The 25940-nt window shown below is 61.2% G+C and carries 27 protein-coding genes; 16 read left to right on the top strand and 11 right to left on the bottom strand.

All coding sequences use genetic code 11. From position 1 onward, the window contains the following. The first annotated feature begins 6 nt into the window (after nt 1-6). The 5 genes from gshB (at nt 7) to ACINK1_RS02475 (ending at nt 7352) form a co-directional block, all read left to right on the top strand. On the top strand, nt 7-945 hold the full coding sequence (gene gshB, locus ACINK1_RS02495) for a glutathione synthase (protein WP_376801643.1): 939 nt from the start codon (nt 7-9) through the stop codon (nt 943-945). 77 nt (nt 946-1022) lie between these two features. Continuing rightward, entirely contained in the window at nt 1023-2555 is a 1533-nt protein-coding gene (locus tag ACINK1_RS02490) for a YifB family Mg chelatase-like AAA ATPase (protein ID WP_376801644.1), read from the top strand. Between the two features lie 69 nt (nt 2556-2624). Then, nucleotides 2625-4862: an ATP-binding protein gene (locus tag ACINK1_RS02485; protein ID WP_376803767.1), complete on the top strand. Its 2238-nt coding sequence runs from the start codon at nt 2625-2627 to the stop codon at nt 4860-4862. Nucleotides 4863-5222: 360 nt separating this feature from the next. After that, the gene (locus ACINK1_RS02480) at nt 5223-6041 is read left to right on the top strand and encodes a GNAT family N-acetyltransferase (protein WP_376801809.1); all 819 of its coding nucleotides are present in this window, start codon (nt 5223-5225) and stop codon (nt 6039-6041) included. A 93-nt stretch (nt 6042-6134) separates the two neighbouring features. Next, nucleotides 6135-7352 (top strand): acyl-CoA dehydrogenase, encoded by a 1218-nt coding sequence (locus tag ACINK1_RS02475; protein WP_376801646.1) that lies wholly within the window; start codon nt 6135-6137, stop codon nt 7350-7352. A 7-nt stretch (nt 7353-7359) separates the two neighbouring features. Here ACINK1_RS02475 and ACINK1_RS02470 read toward each other — a convergent pair whose 3' ends face one another. The 3 genes from ACINK1_RS02470 to mtnA all read right to left on the bottom strand — a co-directional run bounded on the left by ACINK1_RS02470 (nt 7360) and on the right by mtnA (nt 9905). Further along, on the bottom strand, nt 7360-7974 hold the full coding sequence (locus tag ACINK1_RS02470; protein ID WP_395759963.1) for a class II aldolase/adducin family protein: 615 nt from the start codon (nt 7972-7974) through the stop codon (nt 7360-7362). A 69-nt stretch (nt 7975-8043) separates the two neighbouring features. Beyond that, a complete protein-coding gene (locus tag ACINK1_RS02465) occupies nt 8044-8811 on the bottom strand; it encodes an alpha/beta fold hydrolase (protein WP_376801648.1) in 768 nt (255 codons plus the stop codon). Beyond that, nucleotides 8808-9905, bottom strand: coding sequence for an S-methyl-5-thioribose-1-phosphate isomerase (gene mtnA / locus ACINK1_RS02460; protein WP_376801649.1), 1098 nt, complete (start codon nt 9903-9905; stop codon nt 8808-8810). The genes ACINK1_RS02465 and mtnA overlap by 4 nt, the downstream gene beginning before the upstream one ends. Nucleotides 9906-10001: 96 nt before the next feature. Between mtnA and ACINK1_RS02455 the strand changes: the two genes are divergently transcribed. The 4 genes from ACINK1_RS02455 to ACINK1_RS02440 all read left to right on the top strand — a co-directional run bounded on the left by ACINK1_RS02455 (nt 10002) and on the right by ACINK1_RS02440 (nt 12693). Next, the gene (locus tag ACINK1_RS02455; RefSeq protein ID WP_376801650.1) at nt 10002-10694 is read left to right on the top strand and encodes an RluA family pseudouridine synthase; all 693 of its coding nucleotides are present in this window, start codon (nt 10002-10004) and stop codon (nt 10692-10694) included. 52 nt (nt 10695-10746) lie between these two features. After that, nucleotides 10747-11496 (top strand): hypothetical protein, encoded by a 750-nt coding sequence (locus ACINK1_RS02450; RefSeq protein WP_376803272.1) that lies wholly within the window; start codon nt 10747-10749, stop codon nt 11494-11496. Nucleotides 11497-11585: 89 nt separating this feature from the next. Next, nucleotides 11586-12317 (top strand): hypothetical protein, encoded by a 732-nt coding sequence (locus tag ACINK1_RS02445; protein WP_376801652.1) that lies wholly within the window; start codon nt 11586-11588, stop codon nt 12315-12317. A 25-nt stretch (nt 12318-12342) separates the two neighbouring features. Beyond that, nucleotides 12343-12693 (top strand): RidA family protein, encoded by a 351-nt coding sequence (locus tag ACINK1_RS02440; RefSeq protein ID WP_376801653.1) that lies wholly within the window; start codon nt 12343-12345, stop codon nt 12691-12693. Here the strand turns inward: ACINK1_RS02440 and ACINK1_RS02435 are convergent. Together ACINK1_RS02435 and ACINK1_RS02430 are read right to left on the bottom strand one after the other, a co-directional pair. Beyond that, nucleotides 12690-13913 carry a Zn-dependent hydrolase gene (locus ACINK1_RS02435; protein ID WP_376801654.1) on the bottom strand — a complete coding sequence of 408 codons (1224 nt, stop codon included), beginning with the start codon at nt 13911-13913 and terminating at the stop codon, nt 12690-12692. The genes ACINK1_RS02440 and ACINK1_RS02435 overlap by 4 nt on opposite strands. A 130-nt stretch (nt 13914-14043) precedes the next feature. After that, complete coding sequence (locus ACINK1_RS02430; protein WP_376801655.1) at nt 14044-14631, bottom strand: L,D-transpeptidase; 588 nt, start codon at nt 14629-14631, stop codon at nt 14044-14046. A gap of 122 nt (nt 14632-14753) precedes the next feature. On the opposite strand from ACINK1_RS02430, the gene hslV reads away from it, so the two are divergent. Both hslV and hslU read left to right on the top strand, forming a co-directional pair. Then, complete coding sequence (hslV, locus tag ACINK1_RS02425; RefSeq protein WP_376801656.1) at nt 14754-15299, top strand: ATP-dependent protease subunit HslV; 546 nt, start codon at nt 14754-14756, stop codon at nt 15297-15299. Next, entirely contained in the window at nt 15296-16600 is a 1305-nt protein-coding gene (gene hslU, locus ACINK1_RS02420; RefSeq protein ID WP_376801657.1) for an ATP-dependent protease ATPase subunit HslU, read from the top strand. The genes hslV and hslU overlap by 4 nt, the downstream gene beginning before the upstream one ends. Before the next feature lie 33 nt (nt 16601-16633). On the opposite strand, the gene ACINK1_RS02415 is transcribed toward hslU, so the two are convergent. Beyond that, the gene (locus tag ACINK1_RS02415) at nt 16634-17185 is read right to left on the bottom strand and encodes a Smr/MutS family protein (protein WP_376801658.1); all 552 of its coding nucleotides are present in this window, start codon (nt 17183-17185) and stop codon (nt 16634-16636) included. A gap of 39 nt (nt 17186-17224) precedes the next feature. Next, the gene (locus ACINK1_RS02410) at nt 17225-17932 is read right to left on the bottom strand and encodes a Tim44/TimA family putative adaptor protein (protein WP_376801659.1); all 708 of its coding nucleotides are present in this window, start codon (nt 17930-17932) and stop codon (nt 17225-17227) included. A gap of 222 nt (nt 17933-18154) precedes the next feature. Between ACINK1_RS02410 and ACINK1_RS02405 the strand changes: the two genes are divergently transcribed. Continuing rightward, entirely contained in the window at nt 18155-18586 is a 432-nt protein-coding gene (locus tag ACINK1_RS02405; RefSeq protein ID WP_376801660.1) for an FxsA family protein, read from the top strand. 162 nt (nt 18587-18748) lie between these two features. Then, nucleotides 18749-19237 (top strand): protein-export chaperone SecB, encoded by a 489-nt coding sequence (gene secB, locus ACINK1_RS02400; RefSeq protein WP_376801661.1) that lies wholly within the window; start codon nt 18749-18751, stop codon nt 19235-19237. A 6-nt stretch (nt 19238-19243) separates the two neighbouring features. On the opposite strand, the gene dnaQ is transcribed toward secB, so the two are convergent. Genes dnaQ through ACINK1_RS02380 form a run of 4 tightly spaced genes read right to left on the bottom strand, consistent with a single transcriptional unit; the run spans nt 19244 to nt 22005 of the window. After that, complete coding sequence (gene dnaQ / locus ACINK1_RS02395) at nt 19244-19927, bottom strand: DNA polymerase III subunit epsilon (RefSeq protein WP_376801662.1); 684 nt, start codon at nt 19925-19927, stop codon at nt 19244-19246. A gap of 23 nt (nt 19928-19950) precedes the next feature. After that, nucleotides 19951-20538 (bottom strand): dephospho-CoA kinase, encoded by a 588-nt coding sequence (coaE, locus tag ACINK1_RS02390; protein ID WP_376801663.1) that lies wholly within the window; start codon nt 20536-20538, stop codon nt 19951-19953. 10 nt (nt 20539-20548) lie between these two features. After that, complete coding sequence (locus ACINK1_RS02385; protein ID WP_376801664.1) at nt 20549-21154, bottom strand: Maf family protein; 606 nt, start codon at nt 21152-21154, stop codon at nt 20549-20551. After that, nucleotides 21151-22005: a pyruvate, water dikinase regulatory protein gene (locus ACINK1_RS02380; RefSeq protein ID WP_376801665.1), complete on the bottom strand. Its 855-nt coding sequence runs from the start codon at nt 22003-22005 to the stop codon at nt 21151-21153. Before ACINK1_RS02380 ends, ACINK1_RS02385 begins: the two co-directional genes overlap by 4 nt. 397 nt (nt 22006-22402) lie before the next feature. Here ACINK1_RS02380 and hemE point away from each other — a divergent pair, with 397 nt between their 5' ends. The 3 genes from hemE to rho all read left to right on the top strand — a co-directional run bounded on the left by hemE (nt 22403) and on the right by rho (nt 25342). Continuing rightward, nucleotides 22403-23434, top strand: coding sequence for a uroporphyrinogen decarboxylase (gene hemE / locus ACINK1_RS02375; protein WP_376801666.1), 1032 nt, complete (start codon nt 22403-22405; stop codon nt 23432-23434). A gap of 1 nt (nt 23435) precedes the next feature. Further along, a complete protein-coding gene (gene hemJ / locus ACINK1_RS02370; RefSeq protein ID WP_376801667.1) occupies nt 23436-23864 on the top strand; it encodes a protoporphyrinogen oxidase HemJ in 429 nt (142 codons plus the stop codon). 212 nt (nt 23865-24076) lie between these two features. Continuing rightward, nucleotides 24077-25342, top strand: a complete 1266-nt coding sequence (gene rho / locus ACINK1_RS02365; protein WP_376801668.1) for a transcription termination factor Rho — start codon at nt 24077-24079, stop codon at nt 25340-25342. The last annotated feature ends 598 nt before the right edge of the window (nt 25343-25940 follow it).

The raw sequence follows: 25940 nt of genomic DNA, 5'->3' as shown, positions 1-25940 counted from the left end.
AGCCGGATGGCTTTGAACGTCGCCATGCAGATGGACCCGATCGAGCGGATCCGGATTGCCGGGGATAGCGGATTTGCCCTGCTGCTCGAAGCGCAGCAGCGCGGCCACGAACTGTCCTTCTACACGCCCGACCAATTGTCGATGCGCGATGGCCGGGTGTTTGCCCATGTCCAGCCGCTCAGCGTGCGCGACATTGAAGGCGATCATTTCACCGCCGGGCCGGCGCAGTTGCGCGACATGGACGAGTTCGACGTGGTGCTGATGCGCCAGGACCCGCCCTTTGATCTTCACTACATCACCGCGACCCACCTTCTGGAGCGCGTCCATCCGAAAACGCTGGTGGTCAACAATCCGCGCCAGGTGCGCAACGCGCCGGAAAAAATCTTCGTCACGCAATTCCCGCAATTGATGCCGCCAACCCTCATCACCCGCGACAAAAGCGATATCGAGGCCTTCCGCCGTGAATTCGGGGATATCGTGATGAAGCCGCTTTACGGCCATGGCGGGGCGGCGGTGGTGCGGATCACCCGCGATGATCTCAATTTCGGCTCGCTCTACGATATTTTTTCAACCTCCTACCGCGAGCCCTGGGTGGTGCAGCGCTTCCTCAAAGAGGTGAAGGATGGCGACAAGCGCATCATCCTCATCGACGGCGTCTTTGCCGGGGCCGTCAACCGGGTGCCGGCTGAAAACGATCTGCGCTCGAACATGGTGCGCGGGGGGGCCGCCACCGCCACCTATCTGACGGAGCGCGAACGGGAAATCTGCGAGACCATCGGCCCGTCGCTGAAGGAGATGGGACTGATCCTGGTTGGCATCGACGTCATTGCCGGCAATCTCACCGAGATCAACGTCACGGCGCCGACGGGCATCCGCGCCATCAAGCGCATCGGCGGGCCGGATCTGGCACCGAAAGTGTGGGACGCGATAGAGGCTTACCGGTAAGACGCATTCGTTCTTACTTCGTTCTTTTCTTTTGATGAACCCTCTGCTAGCCTGCTTTTATTCGGGGCTTAAGTGTCATGGTTTCGCGCGTTTCGACAGTTGCCTTTATCGGGATTGAAGCCCGGCCTGTGGACGTTCAGGTCCATGTGGCGCCGGGGCTTAACGCCTTCAACATCGTCGGCCTGCCCGACAAGGCGGTGGCGGAGAGCCGGGAGCGGGTGCGCTCGGCGCTGATTGCCTCCGGCCTGTCGCTGCCGGCGCGGCGCATCACCATCAATCTGGCGCCAGCCGACCTGCCCAAAGAAGGCAGCCATTACGATCTGCCTATCGCGCTGGCGCTGATGGCAGCCCTTGGCGCCGTGCCAAGCGATGCGATTGACGGCGCGACGGTGCTGGGCGAGCTGGCGCTCGACGGGGCGATCAGCCCGGTGACCGGCGTGCTGCCGGCAGCGATCGCCGCCAGTGCCCAGGGCCATCGCCTCATCTGTCCGGCCAAAAGCGGCCCGGAAGCGGCATGGGCGGGCGATGACGTCGAAATCCTGGCGGCGCCCAATCTGATTGCCCTCATCAACCATCTGCGCGGCACGCAATTGCTTGCCCGCCCCAAGCCGGCCATGGCGCCAAATGAAGGCAATGGCTTCGATCTGGCGGATGTGCGCGGGCAGGAAAGCGCGCGGCGCGCCCTTGAGGTGGCGGCAGCCGGTGGCCACAATCTGCTGATGGTCGGGCCGCCGGGGGCCGGAAAATCAATGCTGGCGCAGCGGCTGCCGTCCATCCTGCCGCCGCTTGGCCCGCGCGAGCTGCTCGACGTGTCGATGGTGCATTCGATTGCCGGCGAACTTGCAGAGGGGGCGCTGACCGATCGCCGGCCTTTTCGCAGCCCGCACCACTCGGCCAGCATGGCCTCGCTGGTGGGGGGTGGCTTAAGAGCGCGCCCGGGCGAGGTGTCGCTTGCCCATCACGGTGTGCTGTTTCTCGATGAATTGCCGGAATTTGTCCCCGGCGTCCTTGATGCCCTGCGCCAGCCGCTGGAAAATGGCGAGGTCTCGGTGACGCGAGCCAATTACCGTGTCACTTATCCTGCCCGCTTCCAGCTCATCGCGGCGATGAATCCGTGCCGCTGCGGGCGCTACGGCGAGCCCGGCCATACCTGCCGGCGCGGCATGGCCTGCGTTCACGATTATCAGGGGCGGATCAGCGCGCCCTTCCTCGACCGCGTCGACCTGATGGTCGATGTCCCGGCCGTGTCGGCGCGCGATCTGCTGACACCGGGGGCAAGCGAAAATTCGGCCGCCGTGGCAGCGCGGGTGAGGACGGCGCGGGACATGCAAGGCGAGCGTTATGCGCGGATGAATATTGCAGAAATCGGTGTCAATGCACGCGCCCCGCACAGCCTGATCGAGGCCGCCGTCAAACCCGAAGGATCGGGTCTGACACTCCTGAATGAAGCCGCACAGAAAATGCGCCTGTCAGCCCGCGGTCTGACGCGGGTCTTGCGGGTGGCGCGCACGCTGGCTGACCTTGAAGGAAAAGGCGCGGTCACGCGCCCGCACATCGCCGAAGCGCTCTCCTACCGCCTGCTGGTTGACCGCAACTCCCACGCCGCCTGACGCACGACACGGCTTTGCAAACGGAAAAGCAAGGTTTCGGCGCTAGTTTCAGGGTGGAGCGTTGTGGCAATGCGTTGGCTTTTTCGTGAAATTCGCCTGTCGGGGGCATTGAGCGGTCTGCCGCGTGTCCTTGTGCCGGCGATTTATTTATCGCTGGCTCTGGGTTCGCTGGCGGGTGCTGCCGTGTTCATGGCGCGCCTGCAGCCGATGGTTGCCATTGTCTTTGCACTCGCCATCGGCATGATCGCGGCTGCCTGCGTCCTTCTTCCCATCGGCTGGCGGCTCATGATCGCCCTCAGGAAGGTGCGCAACAGCGCGCGGACCGCTCAGCTCTTGGTGGAGGAACGTGATCGGCGCATCGCCATCCTGCAGGCCAGCGAGCGATCCTATCGCGGTCTGGTCGACGCCCAGGATGATCTGATCATCCGTCGCGATCTTGATCGGCGCATCAGCTATGTGAACGATGCCTATTCCCTTCTCTTCGGCAAACCGCGCGGCTCTCTGCTGGGGACGCATTTCGAGCCCCAGCGCCTTGACATCACCGACCACACGGAAAACAACGCCAGCAATGATTGTTGCCTGATGACCATCGCCGGTCCGCGCTGGTTTTCGCTTGTGGAAATCCCCGTGCGCGACCGGTCAGGTGCGGTGGTGGCGTGGCAAAGTGTCGGGCGCGACATCACCGAGCGCAAGGTGAGCGAGCGCGCTTTGCGCGAAGCACGCGAAAAGGCCGAAAGCGCCAGCCATTCAAAATCGCGATTTCTGGCAACCATGAGCCATGAGATGCGCACGCCCCTCAACGGTATTCTGGGCATGGCGGCACTGCTCATCGATACACATCTGAGCCCGGAACAGACGACCTATGCCCGGGCGGTGAAGACATCGGGTGAAAGCCTGCTTGCGCTCATCGATGATCTGCTCGATTTCTCCAAGATCGAAGCCGGCCACCTTGAATTGCGCCGTCTTCCCGTCGATCTGCCGGCGCTCATCGAGGAGGTCGTTGAACTCATGGCGCCGCGCGCCCATGCCAAAGGGATCGAGATGGTGGCCTCGATCGACCCCGACATTCCATGCGAGGTGCGGGGTGATGCGACGCGCATCAGGCAGATCCTGATGAATCTCGTGTCGAACGCGGTCAAGTTTACCGACAGGGGCGGCGTCGTGGTCCGCGCCAGGCGGTTCGGGGGTAATCTGGCGCTGCGCGTCGAGGATACGGGCGTTGGCATTCCGGCAAGCGCGTTGTCGCGTATCTTCAACGAATTTGAACAGGTGGATCAGCACAATCTCAAACGTCCGGCCGGAACCGGTCTTGGTCTGGCAATCACCAAACGCCTGGTCGAGGCGATGGGCGGTGGGGTGGCGGTCGAAAGCGAGCCCGGAGCGGGGTCTATTTTCTCCGTCGATCTGCCACTCTTCGATGAAGCGTCGATCCTCAAACCGCCGGACACACTCGCCGGCCGCCATGTTCTCATCGTCTCGGCGGGCGTCTTCGAGGGAGGGACGGTAGCCGCAGACATTCAACGCGCCGGCGGAGAGGCGCGTTTGGCAAGGAGCGCGGCAGAGGCGGTGACAGCACTCCGCGAGGGCTGGCCGCACGTGGTTTTGGCGGATCGCCGGCTTGGCCGAAGCGCTTTGCGTGAAATAATCGCGTCGAGCGCCGGCTGCAGCGCCCGCCCCCGCATCGTTGTGCTCCTTACACCCGCGGATCGCGGTGAAATCGCTGCGCTACGCAGCGAAGGATGCGATGCCTATCTGGTGCGCCCGGTCCGCCGGGTATCGCTCATCGCCCAGCTTTTGCCCGACAGCGCGCTAGCCAGCGACCCGCGCATGCCGCTTGACGAAACGCCGCGCGCGCCTGATGAACACGCCCCTCTATCCATCCTGCTGGCCGAAGATAACGCCATCAACGCCTTGCTGGCGCAGGCCCTCATCGAAAAGCTCGGTCACCATGTCGTCCATGTCAGCGACGGACGCGGGGCTGTCGAGGCGTGGCGCGTCGGTCCACACGGCGATGGCAACAAACGCTTCGATCTGGTGCTGATGGATGTGCAGATGCCGGAACTTGACGGGGCCGCCGCCGCCCGGATCATCCGCACCGAGGAGGAGGAGGCAGGCCTGCCGCGCTGCCCGATCATTGCGCTCACCGCCAACGCTTTCGCCGAGGATCGCGACGCGGTCCTGGCGGCGGGCATGGGCGAGCACATGGCCAAACCGATCGACCGCGAGCGCTTTGAGGCGATCCTGCTGCATCTGGCCGCGACTACCCAGCCGCTGAAGCGCCGCCTGGCGCAGCGCAGCCGCGTCTGATCGCGACGATCCAAACCGCCACGTGAGTGTCATAATCACGTCAAGTTAAAATGATCAACGCCAGTGTGGCGGGCCAAATCCGGCCCGGGCAGATTGCAGTCCTGCGCCGGATCGGGCGCGGGCTGGTGCAGGCGAGCGGTGGATCACATGACGTTCAGTCAGAAATTCCAGCAGATGATCACGCCAGGCGCCGTCGATAGCGTCCTCAAGTCAGAGCTGTGGCCACGAAGCGAGGCGGCCATGCTGATGCGCGCGCTGACGGCGCCGGCCAAAGCCAGCCGCCGCATGCCGCACACCCCGCTTGCCTGGGTTCCGGGGCTGCTTCCGGGTTTTACCAAGCTGCGCCAGAGCGAGCGGCCAATGGCGCCGACGCTCGGCCGCCTCGGCTCGCTGGAAGTCCGCCTCGCGACCAAGCCGAAGGACATCAAGCGCGCGCAAAGGCTGCGCTACAAGGTGTTTTACGAGGAAATGTCGGCAGTGCCGACACCAACGGCTGCCATGCTGAGGCGCGATGCTGATGTCTATGACGCCTTCTGCGATCACGTTCTGGTGGTCGACCATGCAGCGCTCGAGCACAAACCCTTCCGCGCCCCAAAACCCAAAGTGGTGGCAACCTATCGTCTGCTGCGCCAGGAGATGGCCGATCTCATCGGCGGTTTTTACTCGGCGAGCGAATTTGACATCGCGCCGCTTCTCGAGCGCCACAGCACGCTGCGCTTTCTGGAACTCGGGCGCTCCTGCGTCCTCAAGCCCTACCGCAACAAACGCACCATAGAATTGCTGTGGCACGGCGTGTGGACCTATATCCGGGCCCATGGCATCGACGCGATGTTCGGTTGCGCCAGTCTTGAAGGGACCGACCCGTCACGGCTTGCCCTGCCGCTCTCCTTTCTCAGCCAGCAGGCGCAGGCACCCGATGAATGGCGGGTCAAGGCGCTGGCAAACCGCTATGTGGCAATGAACCGGCTGGCACCGGAGGCGATCAACCCCAAAACAGCCCTTCACGCGCTGCCGCCGCTTCTCAAAGGCTATTTGCGCGTCGGCGCCATGATCGGCGACGGGGCGGTGGTCGATTATCAGTTCGGCACCACCGACGTGTTCGTCATCCTGCCGACGAGCCGCATTGCCGAGCGCTATATCGGCTATTTCGGGGCGGATGCGGAACGTCACGCCGCCTGAACGGGCTGGCGCGCGCGCAAGCTGAACTTTGCCTTTGCGTGGCCTGCCATCCGGTTCTAAACTTGCCGGCACCGTCACCCGCGAGAGGACAGAATGGCAAAGCCGCAACGCATCGCCCCCACCCCGTCAGCTCCGGCGTCGTTTCAATGGGATGATGCCTTTCATCTTGAGGCGCAGCTGAGCGAAGATGAGCGCCTCATCCGCGACAGCGCGCGCGGCTATGCGCAGTCAAAGCTCATGCCACGCATCAGCGAGGCCTATCTTAATGAAACCACCGACCGGGCGATTTTCAGCGAGATGGGCGAGCTTGGCCTGCTTGGCGTGACGTTTCCCGAAACCTATGGCTGCGCGGATGCCGGTTATGTCGCCTATGGGCTCGTGGCGCGCGAAGTCGAGCGGGTTGATTCAGGCTATCGCTCGATGATGAGCGTCCAGTCCTCGCTCGTCATGTATCCGATCTATGCGTATGGCGATGAAAGCCAGCGGCGTAAATACCTCCCCAAGCTCGCCAGCGGCGAATGGGTCGGCTGTTTCGGTCTCACCGAGCCTGATGCCGGCTCGGACCCGGGCGGCATGACGACGCGGGCGGAAAAAGTCGCGGACGGCTATCGCCTCAGCGGCGCCAAGATGTGGATTTCCAATTCGCCCATCGCCGATGTGTTCATCGTCTGGGCGAAATCAGCCGCGCATGATAACCAGATCCGCGGTTTCATCCTGGAAAAAGGCATGAAAGGCCTGTCGGCGCCGAAGATCGGCGGCAAGCTGTCGCTGCGCGCCTCGATCACTGGCGAGATCGTCATGGATGGCGTGATCGTGCCCGAGGAGAACCTTCTGCCAAACGTCTCCGGCCTCAAAGGCCCCTTCGGCTGCCTCAACCGCGCCCGCTATGGCATTTCCTGGGGGGTGATGGGGGCGGCAGAGGACTGTTTCCATCGCGCCCGCCAGTACACGCTCGAGCGCAAGCAGTTCGGGCGGCCGCTGGCGGCAACCCAGCTGGTGCAAAAGAAGCTTGCCGACATGCTGACCGAGATCAGTCTTGGCCTGCAGGCTTCCTTGCGCGTCGGACGTCTCTATGATTCCGGCGAGCTCGCACCGGAAGCGATCTCCATCGTCAAGCGCAATAATTGCGGCAAGGCGCTCGATATCGCCCGTATCGCCCGCGACATGCATGGCGGCAACGGCATTCAGGCCGACTATCACGTGATGCGCCATGCCGCCAACCTCGAGACGGTCAACACCTATGAGGGGACGCATGACGTGCACGCCCTCATCCTCGGGCGGGCCATCACCGGCATTCAGGCTTTTTTTTAAAAGCCGCTCAGGCCTTCCCCTGCTTGCCATAGGTCTTGAAACGCTCCAGCACGTCGGCCATTTCATCCTCGCCCAGAATGACAGGCGTGCCGGCCTGACGGGCCAGACCATATTGGCGCGCGAGCATTTCCACCTCGCCGGCGAGCCACAGCGCCCGGTCGAGATTGTGCTCGAAGCAGATCATGCCATGATTGGCGAGAAGGCAGGCCTTGCGCTCATCAAGCGCCACCAGCATCGCATCCGACAATTCCTGCGACCCGAAGGTGGCGTAGCTGGCGCAGCGCAGCGTCGTGCCGCCGGCCATCGCCACCATGTAGTGGAAGGCCGGAATATCCTCACGCAGGGTGGAAAAGGCGGTGGCATAGGGCGAATGGGTGTGAACGACGGCGCCAGCCTGCGGCTTGAAGCGGTAGATATCTGCGTGCATGCGCCATTCGGACGAGGGCTTCCAAGCTCCCTGCCAGCCGCCCTCAACGTCGACTGGCACCATCATCGCCGGGGTGATGCGATCATAGGGAACACCTGAGGGCGTAATCAGAAAGCCTTCGGGCGTGCGGACCGATACATTGCCGCTGGTCCCCTGCGACAGGCCTTCGGCATGCATGCGTTGGGCAGTTGCCACCAATTCGCGACGAAGGCCGCCATGAACCGATCGTTTTGCTTGTGGCTTTGTTGTCCGGGCAGCCAATGATCACTCCTCCCGCAGCTGGAAGCGCAGGATCTGCGCGATTTCACGCGCCGCCTCGACATGGACCATGTGCCCTGCAGCGGCAAAGCGGTGAACGCCAACCAGCGGCGGCAGGCCGGCGATGGTATGCGCGCTCTGCACCTCGTCCTGTTCGCCCCAGATCACCCGCACCGGGCAGGTGAGCTCTCCCAGCCGTTCTTTGCCGGCCGGTACCTGGTGTGGGCCATCAAGCATAGCCGTGAGGAGTGCGCCAAGGCGCTCATTGACGGCCGGATCAGCGCGCTCGATGGCCAGATGCGCCCCGACATGGCGTGGCACAAGGCTGGACGCGGCAAAAAAGGCGCTGACAACTTCCTGCAATTCATCGGCAGTGGTGGCGCTGGCAAAGCGGCGCATCAGCCGCTCGTTCACAAGCCCGCCGAAGCCACCAGGACACACCAGCGTGAGCGAGGCGATACGCTCTTGATGGGCCAGCGCCAGAACGCTCGCCACCGCCCCGCCCATGGAATGAGCAGCCAGGTGGAAACGGGTGATCGCCAGATGATCGAGGGTGGCAAGGACGGCTTGCGCCATGCCGGCATAATCATTCGCCGGATGGGCACGGCTCCTGCCGTGGCCCGGCAGGTCGAGCGCGAGCACGCGCCGGGTGCCGGCAAGGGCGGTCTGGACAGAGAGCCAGCTGCCGGCATCGCCGCCAAAGCCATGCAGCAGAATGAGCGGCGTGGATGTGCCGTTGCCCTGCTCGACGACATGCAGTAGCGAGCTGGTCATGGTGTCACCTGTTCGGGAAAAAGAGCCGCGAGACCCTCACTGCTGGCTGGCGCTATACCACGCTCGGTGATGAGGCCGGTCACCAGCCGGGCGGGCGTCACATCGAAGGCATAATTGCGGGCGGTGATCCCGACGGGTGCGAGATTGACCTCAACAATGGTGCCGCTCTCGGTAGCACCCTGGATATGCGTCACTTCGCGCGGGCTGCGTTCCTCGATGGGAATATCGGCGATGCCGTCGTGGAGCGAAAAATCGATCGTCGGCGAGGGGAGCGCCACGTAGAAGGGAACGCCATTGTCGCGAGCCGCGAGTGCTTTCAAATAGGTACCGATCTTGTTGGCGACATCACCGTTTGCCGTCGTGCGGTCAGTGCCGACGATGACCATATCGACCTCACCATGCTGCATGATATGGCCACCCGCATTGTCGGCAATCAGGCTCATCGCCACGCCATGTTTCGACAATTCCCAGGCGGTGAGGGCCGCACCCTGATTGCGTGGCCGGGTTTCCTCCACCCAGACATGGACGGGAATGCCCATATCATGGGCCATGTAGATGGGCGCGGTGGCGGTGCCCCAGTCCACGGTCGCAAGCCAACCGGCATTGCAATGGGTCAGAATATTCACCGGTTTGCCCGCCTTGCCGTCTGCGACTTTACGGACAAGATCAAGGCCGTGGCAACCGATCGCCTGATTGATCGCCACATCCTCGTCGGCAATCGCGGCCGCGTGCTTGTAGGCAGCGGCCCGACGCAGGTGCGCTGGCAGCGGGCGCAGATGCCCAACCAGGCGGTCAAGCGCCCAGCGCAGATTGACCGCCGTCGGGCGGGCGGCTGCCAACATGGTCGCTGCCGCATCAAGATTGTCATCCGCCGGGTTCGAGCGCATGGCGAGTGCCATGCCATAGGCAGCACTCGCGCCGATGAGCGGCGCACCGCGCACCACCATGTCGCGTATGGCGGCGGCCATCTCGGCCGCGTCGCCGACGACCCGACAGGTGAAGCGATGGGGCAGCAGGGTCTGATCGATGACGCCGACGTCGCCCGCCTCATTTTCGACCCAGATGGTCCGCCATTGCCTGCCATCAACACGCATGATCGCCGTTCTCCTGCTGCTGGCCTGCCATGACACCAGCGCGGCTGCAAGTGTCTAACGTTTGACAGATGCGGTGCAAGCCGGCAGACCGCCGCCATGAGCCCTGAGGATCTTGCCGCCCGCCTTCTCTACCGCGATGCGTTGATGCTCATCATCGACAAGCCGGCAGGATTGCCGGTGCATGCCGGGCCGAAGGGCGGAGCCCACCTTGAACAATTCCTCGACGGCTTGCGCTTTGGTCTGCCGGCAGCCCCTGCTCTCGCGCACCGTCTCGACAAGGATACGTCCGGTTGTCTGGTTCTTGGTCGTCACCGCCAGGCGACCGCCCGGCTGGGTGCACTCTTTGCGGGGGGAGAGGTGCGCAAGACCTACTGGGCTGTCGTCGTCGGCGGGCCGCCGCAGGATTCGGGCGTGATCGACGTGCCGCTGTCCAGGCGCAGCCATGATCGGCGATCATGGTGGATGAAGGTCGACGCAGCCGGTCAACCGTCGCAAACCGCGTGGACGGTGCTGGGGCGCGGCGGCGGGGTGAGCTTCGTCGAGCTTCAGCCGCAGACCGGGCGGACGCATCAGCTGAGGGTCCATCTTGCCCATCTTGGCTGTCCGATCGTCGGGGACGGCGTTTATGGCGGGGATCGCGCGCGCGGTGTTGACCGGCACATGCATCTCCACGCGAGGCAGGTGGTGATCCCCTACCATGCCAAAAAACCGGTGATCAGTGCGGTTGCGGCCGTGCCCGCGCACATGAAGGCGCTGATCGCCCTCGCCTCAGGACGAGAGATAGGCTAACCAAGATCGCAAGGTATTGACCTGGGGACGTGAACGACGCGCGACAACCACCTTGTCGCGCGATCCTGCGGCGGGCAGAATGGGGCATCTGGTGATCATCCGCAGCGAACGTGGCGGCGAAGGCCGTACGCTCATTGCGCATCTCCTGACCGCGTTCCTCATGGATCGCGGCGTCGACTGGTATGTCTTTTCCTCGGCCGCCCGCGAAATTCCCCAGCGCAGCCAGAACAAGCAACGATTCGCCGCCGTCAATATCCACGAAACCGCCGAGCAGGTGCGTTTTGTCGATACCATCATGCGCGCACCTGACGCCTGGACGCTGCTGGACCTCGCGCAGTCGGATTATCGTGCGTTTCTCGACTTCTGTGACTATACCGGCATCATCGCCGATCTGGCCGAAAATGGTGTCGAGACCTGGTCGATGCGCGTCTATTCCCAGCCCCTGCGCGATGTCCGCGCCAGCTTCTGGCCTGATTGCCTGGTTGACGCGCGCGAAATTCTCGTTGTTAACAATTCGTCGCCTGCTCATCTGCGCGATTGGCGTTCAAGCCCGATTCGCACAGAATTGACAGAACGCCGCGTACCCGAGTTTGTCCTTCCCCGTATGGATGAAGGGGCTATTCAGCATTACCTGTCGCAGCGCCTCCCGCTGTCTGAGTTTCTGGCAAAGGGAGGAGGCAGCGGCAAGGACGTGTTCGCGCGGGCCCAGCTCGCGAAACTGTTTCAGGTATTCCAGCCGCAGGTTGCCCAGCTTCTCCTGTCGAGGGATCTGGGCCGGCTCAGCGGTCCGATGTTTCAATAAGAGCAGGGGATGGTCGGGTGAAAAAAGTGAAAGCGGTCAGCAAAGGCGCATCGAGCGCAAAATCTGCGACGAATCAGGGGAACAGCAAGATGAGCGGCGGACGTCTTTTTATCGTTGGCGGGGACAAGGGCGGCGTTGGCAAGACGACGGTGTCACGCCTGCTGGTTGAATATTTTGACGAGATGAAGCGCCCGGCGCGACCCTTCGACACGGAATTCCCGCGCGGATCGCTGGCACGCTTTGCGCCCTCCACGACGCGGCTGATCGACATTACGACGGTGAAGAGCCAGATCGAGCTGTTTGATTCGATCGCGAGTTCGCCGGCCCCGCATGTGCTTGATCTGCGGGCAGGAACCTTTTCATCCGTCCTGAAGACGTTCGAGGACATCTCGATCCTCGAACAGATGCGCGAAGGCAAGCTCCAGCTCTTCTTCTTCCATGTCATCGGCGGCAATTATGAAGCGCTCGGCGAGGTGGCGGATGCGATGGCGCAATTGCCGATCCAGCGTCATATCGTGGTGAAATCGCACGCAACCGACCCTGATTTCGTGTTCTGGCACGGCTCCGATATCCGGGCGAAATTCCTCAAAGCCGGCGGGATCGAACTTGGCATTCCGCGCCTTGACGAGCTCGTCTACGAAACGGTCGACACCAATTCCGTGCCCTTCCGCAGCTTCATCGCCAACAAGAACGCCGAAGGGCGCGAGGGGAATTACTCGCTGGTCCTGCGTGGCTATTGCCGCAAATGGCTGGGCGAGATTTTCAGTGAATTCTCAAAACTCGACTGCCTCAAGCGGGCGCTCGTGCGCGGCGACGAATAATTGCAATTCATCAGGGAGTTAGCTCATGGCGATCGATCGTCTCGACGCAGGCAACAAGATTTTTTCACTGGGCGTGCGCTATAATGGCGTGGTGACGACGGCCGGCATCGTCGCTGAAGACCTCAAAGCGGATGCCAGAGGCCAGGCAACGCAGATCCTGAAGACCATCGACAAGGTGCTCAGCCATTTCGGTACCTCGAAGGGCCGGTTGCTGACCGCATCGCTGTGGGTCAGCGATATCCGCCATCGCGCCGGCGTCAATGAGGCATGGCTTGAATGGGTCGATCAGGCAGCGCTGCCGACGCGCGCCACTGTTGAAGCCAAGCTCGCCGACCCGGCAATGCTGGTTGAAATTCAGGTCAGCGCCGCCGTTTAACCTGCCGCCATCCGGACAAGCGCATCGACATAAACCTCGCAGCCGAGAACGATGTCCTCATCACTGGTGTTTTCGCTCCAGTGATGGCTGATGCCGCCGATTGACGGCACAAACAGCATCGAAGAGGGCATGATGCGGGCAAGATATTGCGCGTCATGACCCGCCCCCGAAGGCAGGCGCATATGCTTGCCGGGGGCGCGTTTTTCGGCTGCCGCCTCCAGCGCAAGCTGCAATTTGTCATCCATCAGCGCCGGAACTGACTGAGACAGGACCTCAAGCGTTACCCGGCAGGGACCCTCAGCGTCAGCCGTGGTGATCAGCCGGCGCAGTTCCTTGTCGAGACTGTCGAGAATTCCCGCATCCGCATCGCGGATCTGGAAGAGCATTTCAGCCTTGCCGGGAATGATCGAGGGCGCGCCCGGATCAAGAGTGATGCGCCCGGTGGTCCATACCGTGCGCGGTCCGGCGATCCTGGGGAAGGCCTGCGTGATCGCATGGCACAGTTCGGTCAGTGCGACGCCGGCATCACGACGGATTGCCATGCGAGTGGTGCCGGCATGGTTCTGGGCCCCATCGAAGAGGATGCGATACTGCCAATTGCCGACGATGGCGGTGACAATGCCGATACGCTGACCGGTCGATTCCAGATTGTCGCCCTGCTCGATATGGGCCTCGCAATAACCGCGATAGCGGCTGCCATCGATGACAATGCGCGCCACGCCGCCCAATCCCACTTCTTTGAGTTTCTCGCTGAGCGGGGTTCCGTCATAGCGATTGCTCATGGCGGCGATATGATCCTCGCTCAGGATGCCAATGCCTGAGCGCGAGCCGGGGAAGGAGCCGAAATGTCCCTCCTCGTCAAACCAGGCGGCGACATCAACGGCGATATGGCGGGTGGCGGCATCGGCTGACAGCGCGCGCGCTGCTTCGAGCCCATAGATGACGCCCAGCGCGCCATCGAGCCAACCCGCATGGTTCTGGCTCTCGATATGCGAGCCGGTGAGGAGGCGCGGGCCGGCAGCCTTGCTCCAGCCGAAGACGGAACCGATACCATCGATCTGCGCCGCCAAACCGGCCTCTTCAAAGCGGCGCATGACAAACCGCCTGGCTGCCATATCCTCCGGCGACAGGCTGGGGCGATGGACGCCCGTCTTGTAGGCTCCGAAACTTGCCAGCTGGCGTAAATCTGACAGCAGGCGCGCGGCATCAATCTGCGGCATGGTTCAATCCTTGTACGAAGCCGTGACCCTAGAGCATCATCCCGCCAGGTGGATACCGGCTGGCGGAAAAAGATGATGCGAAAGCAATAATCTAGAGCAAAAATCCGTTCCAACTTGATCGGATTTTGCTCTAGCCGGCATAGGGCGGCCCGGCGCCTGCCCCATCAAGACGCAATCCATAGCCCGGCGCCTTCTGCGCCGGCGCGTCATGGGGGGCGCCGCTTGTTACTTTTGCTTTTCCGGGCACGGTTTTCGCCGATGCCAGGCGGTTATTGCTTACCTTGCCTTTCACACCACCGCTGATGGTGATCGAGGTCTGCCTCAAGCCATGCTTCTGCACGAGGGCAAAGAGCTTGGCGGCATTGGCCGTATGCAGCCTGATGCAGCCATGGGATGCCGGCTGGCCCAGGGCGCGGACCTGATTGGTGCCATGAATGGCGTAATTGCCGCGAAAGAACACCGAATAAGGCATCGGCGCGTTCTGATAGCGCGACGAGCGGTGGGTGCGGTCGAGCCATTGGGCACGGTAGCGGCCGGTGGGTGTGCGGTGCGTGCTGCGGCCTGATGAAATCACCCATTGGTGGACAACCCCATCATCGCTCGTCACGGTCATGCGCTGGTTCGTCAGATCAACGCGGACATCAACGGCTGCTTTTGAAAAATGCGGCCCGAGAATGGAGAAAACCAGTACGAGAAACCCGAATTTGACCAAATTCATACCCATCCCCTTCAGCACGCAACCTGGATTGGCATTTACATACCGTGACATTCGACTCCAAGCCGTGGACAATTATGATTAATAATCTATGTCCAAAGTAATCGACAGAATGGAACGAGTATATGGCCGACGCAAGCAGCTTTCACGGAACGACCATCCTGGCAGTGCGCAAGAGCGGGCGGCTGGTGATTGCCGGGGACGGTCAGGTGAGCCTCGGCCAGACGGTAATCAAGCACAATGCGCGCAAGGTCAGGCGGCTCGCCGGTGGGGGGGTGATCGGCGGCTTTGCCGGCGCGACGGCGGACGCCTTCACCCTGTTTGAGCGGCTGGAAAAGCAATTGGAGCAATATCCCGGCCAATTGACACGCGCTTGCGTCGAACTCGCCAAGGATTGGCGCAGTGATCGCTATCTGCGCCGGCTGGAGGCGATGATGCTCGTTGGCGACGCCCAGGTTACTTTGGTGCTCTCGGGCAATGGCGACGTGCTGGAGCCCGACAAAGCCGCCATGGGCATCGGTTCAGGCGGAAATTTCGCGCTTGCCGCAGCCCTTGCGCTTCTCGACGGGCCGGAGGATGCGGAGGCGGTGGCGCGCAAGGCCATGGCGATTGCCGCTGACATCTGCGTTTATACCAATGGCCAGCTGACGGTGGAGAGCCTCGACACATGACCGCCTTTTCACCGCGCGAGATCGTCTCGGAACTCGACCGATATATCGTCGGCCAGAATGACGCCAAGCGGGCGGTGGCAATCGCGCTGCGCAATCGCTGGCGCCGCCAGCAGCTGACGGGGGCGCTGAAACAGGAGGTGATGCCGAAAAACATCCTGATGATCGGCCCGACGGGAGTAGGCAAGACCGAAATCGCCCGCCGGCTGGCCCGGCTTGCGGGTGCGCCCTTCCTCAAGATCGAAGCAACCAAATTCACCGAAGTCGGTTATGTCGGGCGTGATGTCGAGCAGATCATCCGCGATCTCGTCGAGGTGGCGATCGGCCTCACGCGCGACGAGCGCCGCCGTTTTGTCGCGGCAAAGGCTGCCGTTCACGCCGAAGAAAGAGTGCTGGATGTCCTCGTCGGCGCCAATGCCTCGACAGCGACGCGCGAAAGTTTCCGCCGCCGGCTGCGCGATGGCGACATGGCGGATAAAGAGATCGAAATCGAGGTGCAGGGGAGTGCACCGGCCATCGGCGCGTTTGATCTTCCCGGCATGGGCGGACAGATCGGCATCGCCAATTTTCAGGAGACGCTGGGGAAGCTCTTTACCCACAAGCCGAAATCGCGCCGCCTGAGCGTGAAGGAGGCGCAACCGATCCTGGTGGAGGAGGAGGCCGACAAGCTTCTCGACAATGACCATATCATTCGCGATGCCTTAAAAGCGGTTGAGGATAATGGCATCGTTTTTCTTGATGAGATCGACAAGATTTGCGGGCGTGACGGGCGAAGTGGCCCTGACGTATCGCGCGAGGGCGTGCAGCGCGATCTGCTGCCCCTGATCGAGGGTACAATTGTTGCGACAAAATACGGCTCGGTCAAAACCGACCATATCCTGTTCATCGCCTCGGGCGCCTTCCATGTCGCCAAACCATCGGATTTACTCCCGGAATTGCAGGGACGATTGCCGATCCGGGTGGAGCTGAAACCGCTCACGGCAGCCGATTTCGAGCGCATCCTGACGGACACGGAAGCAAGCCTCATCAAACAGGCGACAGCCTTGCTGGCAACAGAAGGGGTGCGGCTTGATTTTCACGCCAGCGCCATCTCGGCGCTCGCCCGCATCGCCGTGTCGATCAATTCAACGATCGAAAATATCGGCGCCCGCCGCCTGCACACAGTGCTGGAGCGGGTACTGGACGAGATTTCCTTCACTGCCACCGATCGCGCCGGGGAGACGATCATCATCGATGAGGCGCTGGTCGAAAAAGAATTGTCGATGCTTGCCGGAAACGCCGATCTGTCACGCTATATTCTGTGAATCTGGTGCTGCAACAGGGTGCATTGGCCGGCGTCAGCCCTGGCGTGGGCGTCTCAGGCGCAGATAAAGCGCACCCTCGCCGCCATGAAGGCGCGCCGCCGACGAGACCGCAACGACAAGGACGCGGAACGCCGGTTCTTCGAGCCATAGCGGCACGGCGCGGCGCAGGACGCCGGTTCCGCGACCTTCTCCATCGCCATCGCTCCGACCCTTGCCGGTGATGACCATCACAAGGCGGGCGCCGCGCGCCTGGGCAGATTGCAGGAAGGTCAGCAGCTGGCGATGGGCCAGCACCTGTGTCAGGCCGTGAAGGTCGATGCGCTCATCGATCGCCTGATCGCCGCGCCGAACGCGACGGCGCGTCAGACGATCAAGTTCGGTTGGCAGCGGTGCGGCGATGGGCTTGCCGACAGGGAGCGGTGGAGGCGCCGTTGCGGGAGGGCCGTCAAGCGGCGCCGGAGCGACTTTAGGCGGTGTCGGCTGGCGCATCCGCTTCACCCGCGGGTGAAGCGGCGTCACCTGTTCAGTATAGACATCCCACACCGCGTGATCTTTCGGCGGCGGCCGTGGGGGGCGCGATGGCATGGGTTGCTCCCCGATGATGTGCCAGGCTGCGGCTCTGTCTCAGGCCGGCCCGGTCGCAATCAGCCGCCAATTGGGATCACGAACGGCGATATCGCGGGCAAAGGTCCAGATATCGGTGATCTCGGCCACTTTGGTCGGCTCGCCGCTTACCACCGCACCCGTATTATCACGCGTTGCCTGGGTCATCTTTGCAACAAAACGGACGGTGATCTGGGCGTTGGAGCCGCGTAGTGCCGCCTCGGTGATATCGGCTGCGTCAAGTCCGATAAAGCTCGATTCGACCGTATGGCCGGCCTTTTCACGCTCGCTGATCGCCGCGTCAAAGCCATCATAGACGTCCTTCGACAAAAGCGGCTTCAATGTCTGGCGATCACCGCTGGCAAAGGCTGCGACGATCATTTCATAGGCAGCGCGCGCGCCTGTGACAAATCCGGCCGGTGTGAAATGAGTATCCGCGCGCATCAGCTGGTTAAGCGCAGCGTCGATGGCCGGCGTGGTGTTTGGCAATTTGTGAACGACATCCGCGACGTCCGCTGGCTCGGTTCGTGGTGGTGGCTCGATGTGACGGGGGAGCGCGCGGGTTGGCAGCGGTACAACTTTGTTGTTCGCCGGTTCAGCCGTGGGATCGGGCCGCACACGGCGCTCGACCGGCGGTCGTTCATGGCCGGTGCGCCGGCCAAAGACGCTGCGCAGGCGGAATATAAGGAAAACCGCAATCACCAGAAAAAGAAGTGTATAGAGATCCATGATGTCTCACATCGCGATGGGTCGGGCTGATCGCCCTCTTCAATGTAGGGTGCCGGGGCGGTGCGGCCAAGTGGTCAGCACGCCGGCAATCCATGCTGCGCGAGCATAAACCATCCCGCAGCGATCACAATTGCGAAAACATGGTGGTTTCTTCCACGCCGGGGGCGCAGCGCCCTATCCCGGTCACTATGTTGAGCGCAGATGGATGATGGAGAAGGCGCGATGTCGGGTCGAGTAGTTCTGTTTCTTGCGCTGGCGAGCCCGGTAGCCGAGCTCATGTCGATTGCCTTTGTCGCATCCATTCTCGGCTGGCTGATGACGATTGGCTTGCTCATGCTGGGAGCATTTTTAGGGGTGAGGCTTATCCGCCATTCCAGCCGCGAACTCCTGGCAAGCTTGCGCCGGCAATCGCAGGGGAACCAGCCTTTCAATCATCGGATAGGCGGATTGTCGCGCCCGGTCCTGGCTGGCCTGTTGTTGATCATTCCGGGGTTTTTGAGCGATGTCGTGGCGCTGACCATGCTGCTGGGTGGCGCGCGCGGCTGGGTGGCCGGCAGGGCGCATGACGCGCCACGCGACAAAACCATCGACCTTGACCGCACCGCCTACCGCCACATCGACGCCGCGCCAGAGGACAATAAGTGGCAGCGCTGAAAAGCTGGTAAATTTGTTGACCTTGGTTGCCTCAACGGCCGCGCTGTGTGAGAGATTTGGCCGTGGGCGTCAGTCCATGGTACCGCTCGCGGCCTGGTTTGGCGCGCAGCACACAGAAGCTGTCATTGGAAAGCCTGGAGAAGGCGCAGGAAAGTCCCGTACATGAGCGATCAACATGGCGCAGGCGCGCCGCCGGCAGGTCAGGCCACCCTGAATGTTCTGGCGCAATATGTGAAAGATCTGTCCTTCGAAAGCCCGAATTCGCCAAAAATCCTTGCAACCGCGCCGCCTCAGGGGGGGCCGCAGATCAACGTCCAGGTCAATGTCAACGCCCGGCAGATCGAAGCCCAGAATTTCGAGGTGGAGCTTGCTATTGAAGTGAAGGCGATGCTGGGACAGGACGTCATGTTTCTGGCCGAAGTGCTCTATGCGGGAATTTTTCGTATTGCCGGCCTGGTCGATGAAGAGTTGCGTGCCGTCATTCTGATCGAATGCCCACGGTTACTGTTTCCGTTCGCACGCCAGATCATCGCCGATGCGACACGCAATGGCGGTTTTCCGCCGCTCCTCATCGATCCGATCGATTTTGTGGCGCTTTACCAGCGCCGCATGAGCGATGATGGCGTGGGTCCGGCTGTCGGCACGGCGTGAGGCTCATCAATCGGTGTATTTCTTCCACAGGGCTTTTTCACCCAGCGTCGCGATGAAAGTGGCGTGGGCGGCGAGCTCCTCTTGTGTCAGCAGACGGATGGCGGCAGCCGGGCGGGGTTGGCGGGTTGATGACAGCTCGCGGTCGGGTACCGGCCCGCTGTCAAGGCTCATACTGGTCTGGCGCCCACCGATCAGCTCGATGTAGACCTCGGCCAGAAGCTCGGCGTCGAGCAGCGCGCCATGTTTGGTGCGGCGTGAATTGTCGATGCCATAGCGCTGGCACAGATCGTCCAGACGATTGGAGACGCCTGGATGTTTGCGGCGGGCGAGAATGAGGGTGTTGACGGCCCGGTCAGACGGCAGTGCGGTCAAACCGGCGCGCTCGAGTTCGGCGTTGATGAAACCCATATCGAAATCGGCGTTATGGATGACCAGCGGGTCGTCACCAATAAAGGCCAGAAAATCAGCCGTCACAGCACTAAAGCTCGGCTTGTCGGCCAGGAATTCTGCGGACAGGCCGTGGACGGCGAAGGCGCCGGGTGGCATGTCGCGATGCGGATTGATGTAGGTGTGGTAATGGCGCCCGGTGACGAAGCGGTTAACGAGCTCAACACAGCCGATTTCCACCAGGCGGTCACCCTGGGCGGGCGATAGCCCGGTCGTTTCAGTGTCAAGGACGATTTCACGCATGACGGCTCCGGGCGCGCGGCTTGTCAGGAACGGCCGCAGAACAGACGAACAAGATCATGAACACCCCGCCGCGCCGCTTCAAGGCCACGGCTGGTATCGATGACGAAATGAGCACGTTGTCGTTTTTCCGCATCCGGCATCTGTTTGGCCAGAAGCGCTTCGAAATTCGCGCTCGTCATGTCGCGGCGGGCCATGACGCGCTGGCGCTGGATGTCTGGCGGCGCGGTGACGACGAGGACGGCGTGGCAGCGCCGATCGCCGCGCGTTTCGAAGAGGAGTGGTATATCGAGAACCGCGAGCGGCGCCCCGCCAGCCGTTTGGCGGGCAAGAAACATCCGCTCCCTGTCGTGAACCAGGGGATGGATGAGTGATTCGAGGGTAGCGAGGGCTTCCGGCTTGCCGATGACGGCCTGACGCAGGCGATCCCGGTCGACACGCTGATTGACAATCGTCTCGGGGAAAGCGCTGGCGATCACCGGCACGGCTTCATTGTGATAGAGATCGTGAACGGTCTGATCAGCATCATGAACGGCGATTCCCGCCTCACGGAAAAAGCCGGCCGTTGTTGATTTTCCCATGCCGATCGAGCCGGTCAGACCAAGCACAATCATATCTACTGTCTCATGTCGGCAAAAGCCGGTTATCGCGCAGAGCCGCCAGCAACATCAGCAAGGGCAAGCCGAGAATGGTGAAATAATCGCCGTCAATGGCGCTGAAGAGCTGAATGCCCAGGCCTTCCAGCTCATAGCCGCCAACTGTAGTCGTGACACGCGCGCCCATCGCGTCGAGATAGGCGTCGAGATAGGCGTCAGAGAAATGACGCATTGTCAAACGAACGTCATCGACCCCCTGCCAGAGTATCTCGCCATCCCGCGCCAGGGCTGCGGCGGAGGCGAGGGTATGGGTGGCGCCCCTCAGCGTGCAGAGTTGCTCGCGCGCCGAGGCGCGATCAAGCGGCTTTGAAAAGCGGCGCTGCCCGAGCGCCAATGTCTGGTCTGCGCCAATAATAACGCGCCCGGGCTTGTGCCGGCTGACATCAAGCGCCTTTTCACACGCCAGGAGAGCGGCGATAGCGGCCGGCGAAGCGCCGCGCTCCATGGCCGGTGCCTCGACTGCTCTCTCATCGATCGTGCTTGGCACAAGCTCGATCGCAAGACCCGCGTCACTCAGCATTTTGGCGCGAATAGCGCTTTTTGACGCCAGTATAAAGGGTGGGACAGGATTCATCTCGTATAATCCGGGGCCGTATTTGCCTGTTGATGCGCCTGCAGCAGAGAGATGATGGCGGCGGCGGTTTCCTCGATGGAGCGGCGTGTCACATCGAGCAACGGCCAGCCATTATCAGCGCAGAGTTTCCGTGACTGGGCGATCTCCTGACCGACCGAGAGGCGGTCGACATAAGCCGTCTGGGCGGTGTCGGCACTCAGTGCCTCCAGGCGGTTCTGGCGGATCTGCACAATACGATCAGGCGAGGCGACAAGCCCGACGACCAGGGGGTGCGTCAGGGAAAACAGCTGATGGGGAGGGGGAATATCCGGAACCAGGGGTATATTGGCCGTTTTGACGCCGCGATTGGCAAGATAGATCGAGGTTGGCGTTTTTGACGTCCGCGAAATGCCTAAGAGCACGACATCGGCCTGGTTGAGGTCTTCGGCCAACTGGCCGTCATCGTGCAGCATGGTAAAATTCAGAGCGTCGATGCGACGAAAATATTCGGCATTGAGCACGTGCTGGGCGCCGGCGCGCGGCGTTGACGTCATACCGAGATAGGAGCGGAAAATGTCAAGCACCGGGTCGAGAACGGACACGCACGGACAGGCCTGCTGGCGGCAGAATTCCTGAAGCCGTTGCGACAGGTCATTGTCAATCATGGTGTAGAGCACGATCCCCGGCGCCGCTTCGATTTCACTGAGCACGCGGTCCATCTGCTTGTCGCTGCGCACGAGCGGATAAACATGCTCGACGGCGCGCGTGTCGGTATATTGAGCAGCTGCAGCGCGCGCGACAGCCATCAGCGTCTCTCCTGTTGCATCGGAGACGAGGTGGAGATGGAAGAAGCTGCGTCCCGTCTGAGGCATGAGGGCGTGCTGTCCACAGGGTTGTTGAGCGGTGTCGATTGCGGGGATAAAAACGGCTCTGCCAGCAAGGTTATGCCAGTCGATGCCAGAACATCAACATATCCAGTCCGCGCGACCGTGTACTATCCCAGGAGACGCGATTTGTGTGGAGGGGGACGCTGGTGTTAACGATTTGTTAGTGATTGTCCGTGTGATAACGATTCTTGGCGAAGAATCAATGGTTTGAGAATTTGTTTTGAATCCGTTCTGATCACATCAATTCGCTTGCGATTGTGCATTGCGGTGTGTCTGGCTGTGGGATGGCAGGCGCAAAGCGGGCGGACGGGATTGCTGCGAGTCTTGTCCACAACCTAAGAATCACATCAAAAAGATTCTTTTCTTTATGTAAGGCAGTGAAATGAACGCGACGAAGGCCGGACGCTTTCAGCAAACGCTGTCAGGACATGCGCTATGGCCGCCCCCTTTGTGGCTGATGCGCCAGGCAGGACGCTATCTGCCGGAATATCGCGCTGTGAGGGCACAGGCGGGCTCGTTTCTCGATCTGTGTTTTTCACCTGAGCTTGCCTGCGAAGTCACATTGCAGCCGATCAGGCGCTTTGATTTTGACGCAGCGATTCTCTTTTCCGACATTCTTGTTATTCCCCATGCGATGGGTCGCGATGTGCGGTTTATGGCCGGGGAAGGGCCGCGTCTTGATCCGTTGCAGGGGGATGATGACATAGACCGGCTGGTCGTTGAGAGCGCCATCGACCGGCTTGATGCGGTCTACGAGGCTGTTGCCGCGATCCGCTCGCGCCTAGGCGCGGAAAAGGCTCTGATCGGCTTTTGCGGAGGTCCGTGGACGGTTGCGACCTATATGATCGCCGGGCGTGGCAAAGATGAGCAGATCGCTGCGAAACACTGGGCGTATGCGTCGCCTCAGCGCCTTGATCGCCTGATTGATCGGCTGTGTGTGGTATCAATTCAGCATCTGATCGCGCAACTCAAAGCGGGCGCCGATACGGTGCAGATTTTCGAAACCTGGAGCGGAGCCCTTGATGCAAGCGCGTTCGAGCGATTTGTTGTTCGACCCACGGCGCGGATCGTCAAAGGCGTGCGGGAGACGGTGCCTGATGCGAAAATCATTGGTTTTCCGCGGGGTGCCGGACCGATGTTGCCTTTTTACGCCGAGGTAACCGGTGTTGATGCGATAGGCTTTGACTGGGGGCTTGATCCACAATGGGTGTCGTCGACGATAGGACTGCCGGTTCAGGGCAATCTCGACCCGTTGCGTCTTGTTGCCGGGCGAGCGGCTATCGATGAAGGCCTCGAGCGCTTGTTGCCGGCGATGCGCGGGCGGCCTTTCGTGTTCAACCTCGGTCACGGGATCACACCCGAAGCGCGGATTGAGGATGTGGCCTATCTCGTTGATTGCGTGAGGACGTCGTAAGATGACATATGTCTGGTTGAAAGCAGCTCATATCATCTCGGTGATTGCCTGGATGGCCGGAATGCTCTATCTGCCGCGCCTTTTCGTCTACCATTGCAAAGCTGTGTCTGGCGGCGAATTGTCGGACACGCTGAAAGTGATGGAGCGGCGCCTGTTAAAGGCGATCATGACGCCGGCGATGGTTTCAACATGGGTCTTTGGCATCTGGCTCGCGGTTGAGGGGCAATGGTGGAAAGCGCCATGGCTTCATGGCAAATTGCTGCTGGTTATCGCCATGACGGCGATGCATGTCTATCTGGCGAAGGCTCAGCGGGGTTTTGCGACCGATGAGCGGCCCGGAAGCGAGGGTTACTGGCGGCTGATGAACGAAGTACCCACCGTTCTGATGATCGCTATCGTCATCCTTGTCGTCATCAAGCCGTTCAGCTGATGTGGTGAGACCGGAACCGCGCACGCCCGACTTGCGTCATCGGGCAGTTATGGCTATGGCATAGGTCCCTCCTTTCAGTGCGGCGTGGCGGCATGTTGTCCGTAATGCTCACATTCTCACAATTAACGGTCCTAAAGGCAGCGCCCTTCCTGTGGTCAGCAGCCCATCGATAGCCGTCGTCCGGGCAGTGTTGGACGCCGTGGAGCATCATCATGCAAGAAATCAAGCTTAAAGACCTGAAGCGCAAGACGCCGACAGAAATTCTTGAAACGGCTGAAAGTGTCGGTGTTGAAAATGCATCGACCTTGCGCAAGCAGGAGTTGCTTTTTGCAATATTGAAGAAATACGCCGAAAAAGACGTGGAGATTATTGGCGAAGGTGTTGTTGAAGTTCTGCAAGACGGTTTTGCCTTTTTACGCTCGCCAGAAGCCAACTACCTGGCTGGACCAGATGATATCTATGTATCCCCCGCGCAGATCCGTCGGTTCTCGCTGCGGAGTGGTGATACAGTCGAAGGGCAGATCCGCTCCCCCAAGGATGGCGAGCGATATTTCGCCCTCCTCAAGGTCGGCACGATCAATTTCGAGGATCCGGAGAAGGCCAAGCACAAGGTTCATTTCGACAATCTGACGCCCCTTTATCCTGACAAGCGGCTGCGTATGGAAGTCGAGGATCCGACGCGCAAGGATCTGTCACCACGCGTGATCGATATTGTTGCCCCCATCGGCAAAGGGCAGCGGGCATTGATCGTTGCGCCGCCGCGCACCGGCAAGACCGTGCTGCTGCAAAATGTCGCGCAGGCGATCACCACCAATCATCCCGAGTGCTTCCTCATTGTTCTGCTGATCGATGAGCGGCCGGAAGAAGTCACCGACATGCAGCGCTCGGTCAAGGGCGAGGTGGTATCATCGACGTTCGACGAACCGGCGGTGCGCCATGTCCAGGTGGCCGAGATGGTGATTGAAAAGGCAAAGCGCCTGGTCGAGCATGGGCGCGACGTTGTCATCCTGCTTGATTCGATCACGCGGCTCGGGCGCGCCTACAATACGGTCGTACCGTCATCGGGAAAAGTCTTGACCGGTGGTGTCGATGCTAATGCTTTGCAACGCCCGAAGCGCTTTTTTGGCGCTGCACGCAATATTGAACAAGGCGGATCGCTGACGATTATCGCCACGGCGCTGATCGATACTGGCAGCCGCATGGATGAGGTGATTTTCGAGGAGTTCAAGGGAACCGGCAATTCGGAAATCATCCTTGACCGGAAAGTCGCCGACAAGCGGGTCTTCCCGGCCATGGATATCCTGCGCTCCGGCACGCGCAAGGAAGAATTGCTGACCCCGCCGGATATTTTAAAGAAGATGTATGTGCTGCGCCGCATCCTCAACCCCATGGGAACGATGGATGCCATCGAATTCCTCGTCGATAAATTGCGACAGACAAAAACAAACTCGGAATTCTTCGATACGATGAATACCTAGAGCAAAGTCCGATCAAGTTGGAACGGATTTTTGCTCTAGATTATTGCTTTCGTATCATCTTTTTCCGCCAGCCGGTATCCACCTGGCGGGATGATGCTCTAGGTTTGGTGCCATTCACAGCCGCATCATTTCGCTGATGATCGCCGCGAGCTGAGTTGTATCGCTCATCGGCCGGGAACAGCGTTCACCGACGCAGACATAGATTGTCGGCTGATTGCTGATCGTCGTCTTGCCATGGGCTGGATGTGACGTTGGCAGCGCTGAGGTGTCGGCAAGGGTGAACAGGATGGTTTTACGGGGATAGAACAAGCGGGCGGTGCGGGCCAGCGCCGCACTCCCCGGATCATCGAGGGCGCCGATGATGATGATCTGAACCATGCACAGGCGCAGATCGAGCGCGTTCAGGATACTGGCGTGGCCGTAAACATTACGCTGTGTGGGCGCCGCCAGACAGTCAAACAGGCAATCGGCACGCTCCAGCCAGGAGTGGTCACCGGTGAGATGGGCCAGGCGAACCATGGCCGCGAGGGCCTGTCCGTGCAGGTTGGGTATGGCTTCGTCCATGGTTGATGGCAGATGGAGCGGCAGATCGGCGGCG

Origin of the sequence: Raskinella chloraquaticus (SeqCode) (assembly GCF_021731865.1) — a bacterium.
Classification (GTDB): Bacteria; Pseudomonadota; Alphaproteobacteria; order Rhizobiales; family UBA4765; genus Raskinella; species Raskinella chloraquaticus.
This window is presented reverse-complemented; position numbering and strand designations above follow the sequence as displayed.

Coding starts and splice junctions, on each gene's coding strand:
- gshB (WP_376801643.1), top strand. CDS start 7: ATGGCTTTGAACGTCGCCATGCAGATGGACCCGATCGAGCGGATCCGG.
- ACINK1_RS02490 (WP_376801644.1), top strand. CDS start 1,023: ATGGTTTCGCGCGTTTCGACAGTTGCCTTTATCGGGATTGAAGCCCGG.
- ACINK1_RS02485 (WP_376803767.1), top strand. CDS start 2,625: ATGCGTTGGCTTTTTCGTGAAATTCGCCTGTCGGGGGCATTGAGCGGT.
- ACINK1_RS02480 (WP_376801809.1), top strand. CDS start 5,223: ATGGCGCCGACGCTCGGCCGCCTCGGCTCGCTGGAAGTCCGCCTCGCG.
- ACINK1_RS02475 (WP_376801646.1), top strand. CDS start 6,135: ATGGCAAAGCCGCAACGCATCGCCCCCACCCCGTCAGCTCCGGCGTCG.
- ACINK1_RS02465 (WP_376801648.1), bottom strand. CDS start 8,811: ATGACCAGCTCGCTACTGCATGTCGTCGAGCAGGGCAACGGCACATCC.
- mtnA (WP_376801649.1), bottom strand. CDS start 9,905: ATGCGTGTTGATGGCAGGCAATGGCGGACCATCTGGGTCGAAAATGAG.
- ACINK1_RS02455 (WP_376801650.1), top strand. CDS start 10,002: ATGAGCCCTGAGGATCTTGCCGCCCGCCTTCTCTACCGCGATGCGTTG.
- ACINK1_RS02445 (WP_376801652.1), top strand. CDS start 11,586: ATGAGCGGCGGACGTCTTTTTATCGTTGGCGGGGACAAGGGCGGCGTT.
- ACINK1_RS02440 (WP_376801653.1), top strand. CDS start 12,343: ATGGCGATCGATCGTCTCGACGCAGGCAACAAGATTTTTTCACTGGGC.
- ACINK1_RS02435 (WP_376801654.1), bottom strand. CDS start 13,913: ATGCCGCAGATTGATGCCGCGCGCCTGCTGTCAGATTTACGCCAGCTG.
- ACINK1_RS02430 (WP_376801655.1), bottom strand. CDS start 14,631: ATGAATTTGGTCAAATTCGGGTTTCTCGTACTGGTTTTCTCCATTCTC.
- hslV (WP_376801656.1), top strand. CDS start 14,754: ATGGCCGACGCAAGCAGCTTTCACGGAACGACCATCCTGGCAGTGCGC.
- hslU (WP_376801657.1), top strand. CDS start 15,296: ATGACCGCCTTTTCACCGCGCGAGATCGTCTCGGAACTCGACCGATAT.
- ACINK1_RS02415 (WP_376801658.1), bottom strand. CDS start 17,185: ATGCCATCGCGCCCCCCACGGCCGCCGCCGAAAGATCACGCGGTGTGG.
- ACINK1_RS02410 (WP_376801659.1), bottom strand. CDS start 17,932: ATGGATCTCTATACACTTCTTTTTCTGGTGATTGCGGTTTTCCTTATA.
- ACINK1_RS02405 (WP_376801660.1), top strand. CDS start 18,155: ATGTCGGGTCGAGTAGTTCTGTTTCTTGCGCTGGCGAGCCCGGTAGCC.
- secB (WP_376801661.1), top strand. CDS start 18,749: ATGAGCGATCAACATGGCGCAGGCGCGCCGCCGGCAGGTCAGGCCACC.
- dnaQ (WP_376801662.1), bottom strand. CDS start 19,927: ATGCGTGAAATCGTCCTTGACACTGAAACGACCGGGCTATCGCCCGCC.
- coaE (WP_376801663.1), bottom strand. CDS start 20,538: ATGATTGTGCTTGGTCTGACCGGCTCGATCGGCATGGGAAAATCAACA.
- ACINK1_RS02385 (WP_376801664.1), bottom strand. CDS start 21,154: ATGAATCCTGTCCCACCCTTTATACTGGCGTCAAAAAGCGCTATTCGC.
- ACINK1_RS02380 (WP_376801665.1), bottom strand. CDS start 22,005: ATGCCTCAGACGGGACGCAGCTTCTTCCATCTCCACCTCGTCTCCGAT.
- hemE (WP_376801666.1), top strand. CDS start 22,403: ATGAACGCGACGAAGGCCGGACGCTTTCAGCAAACGCTGTCAGGACAT.
- hemJ (WP_376801667.1), top strand. CDS start 23,436: ATGACATATGTCTGGTTGAAAGCAGCTCATATCATCTCGGTGATTGCC.
- rho (WP_376801668.1), top strand. CDS start 24,077: ATGCAAGAAATCAAGCTTAAAGACCTGAAGCGCAAGACGCCGACAGAA.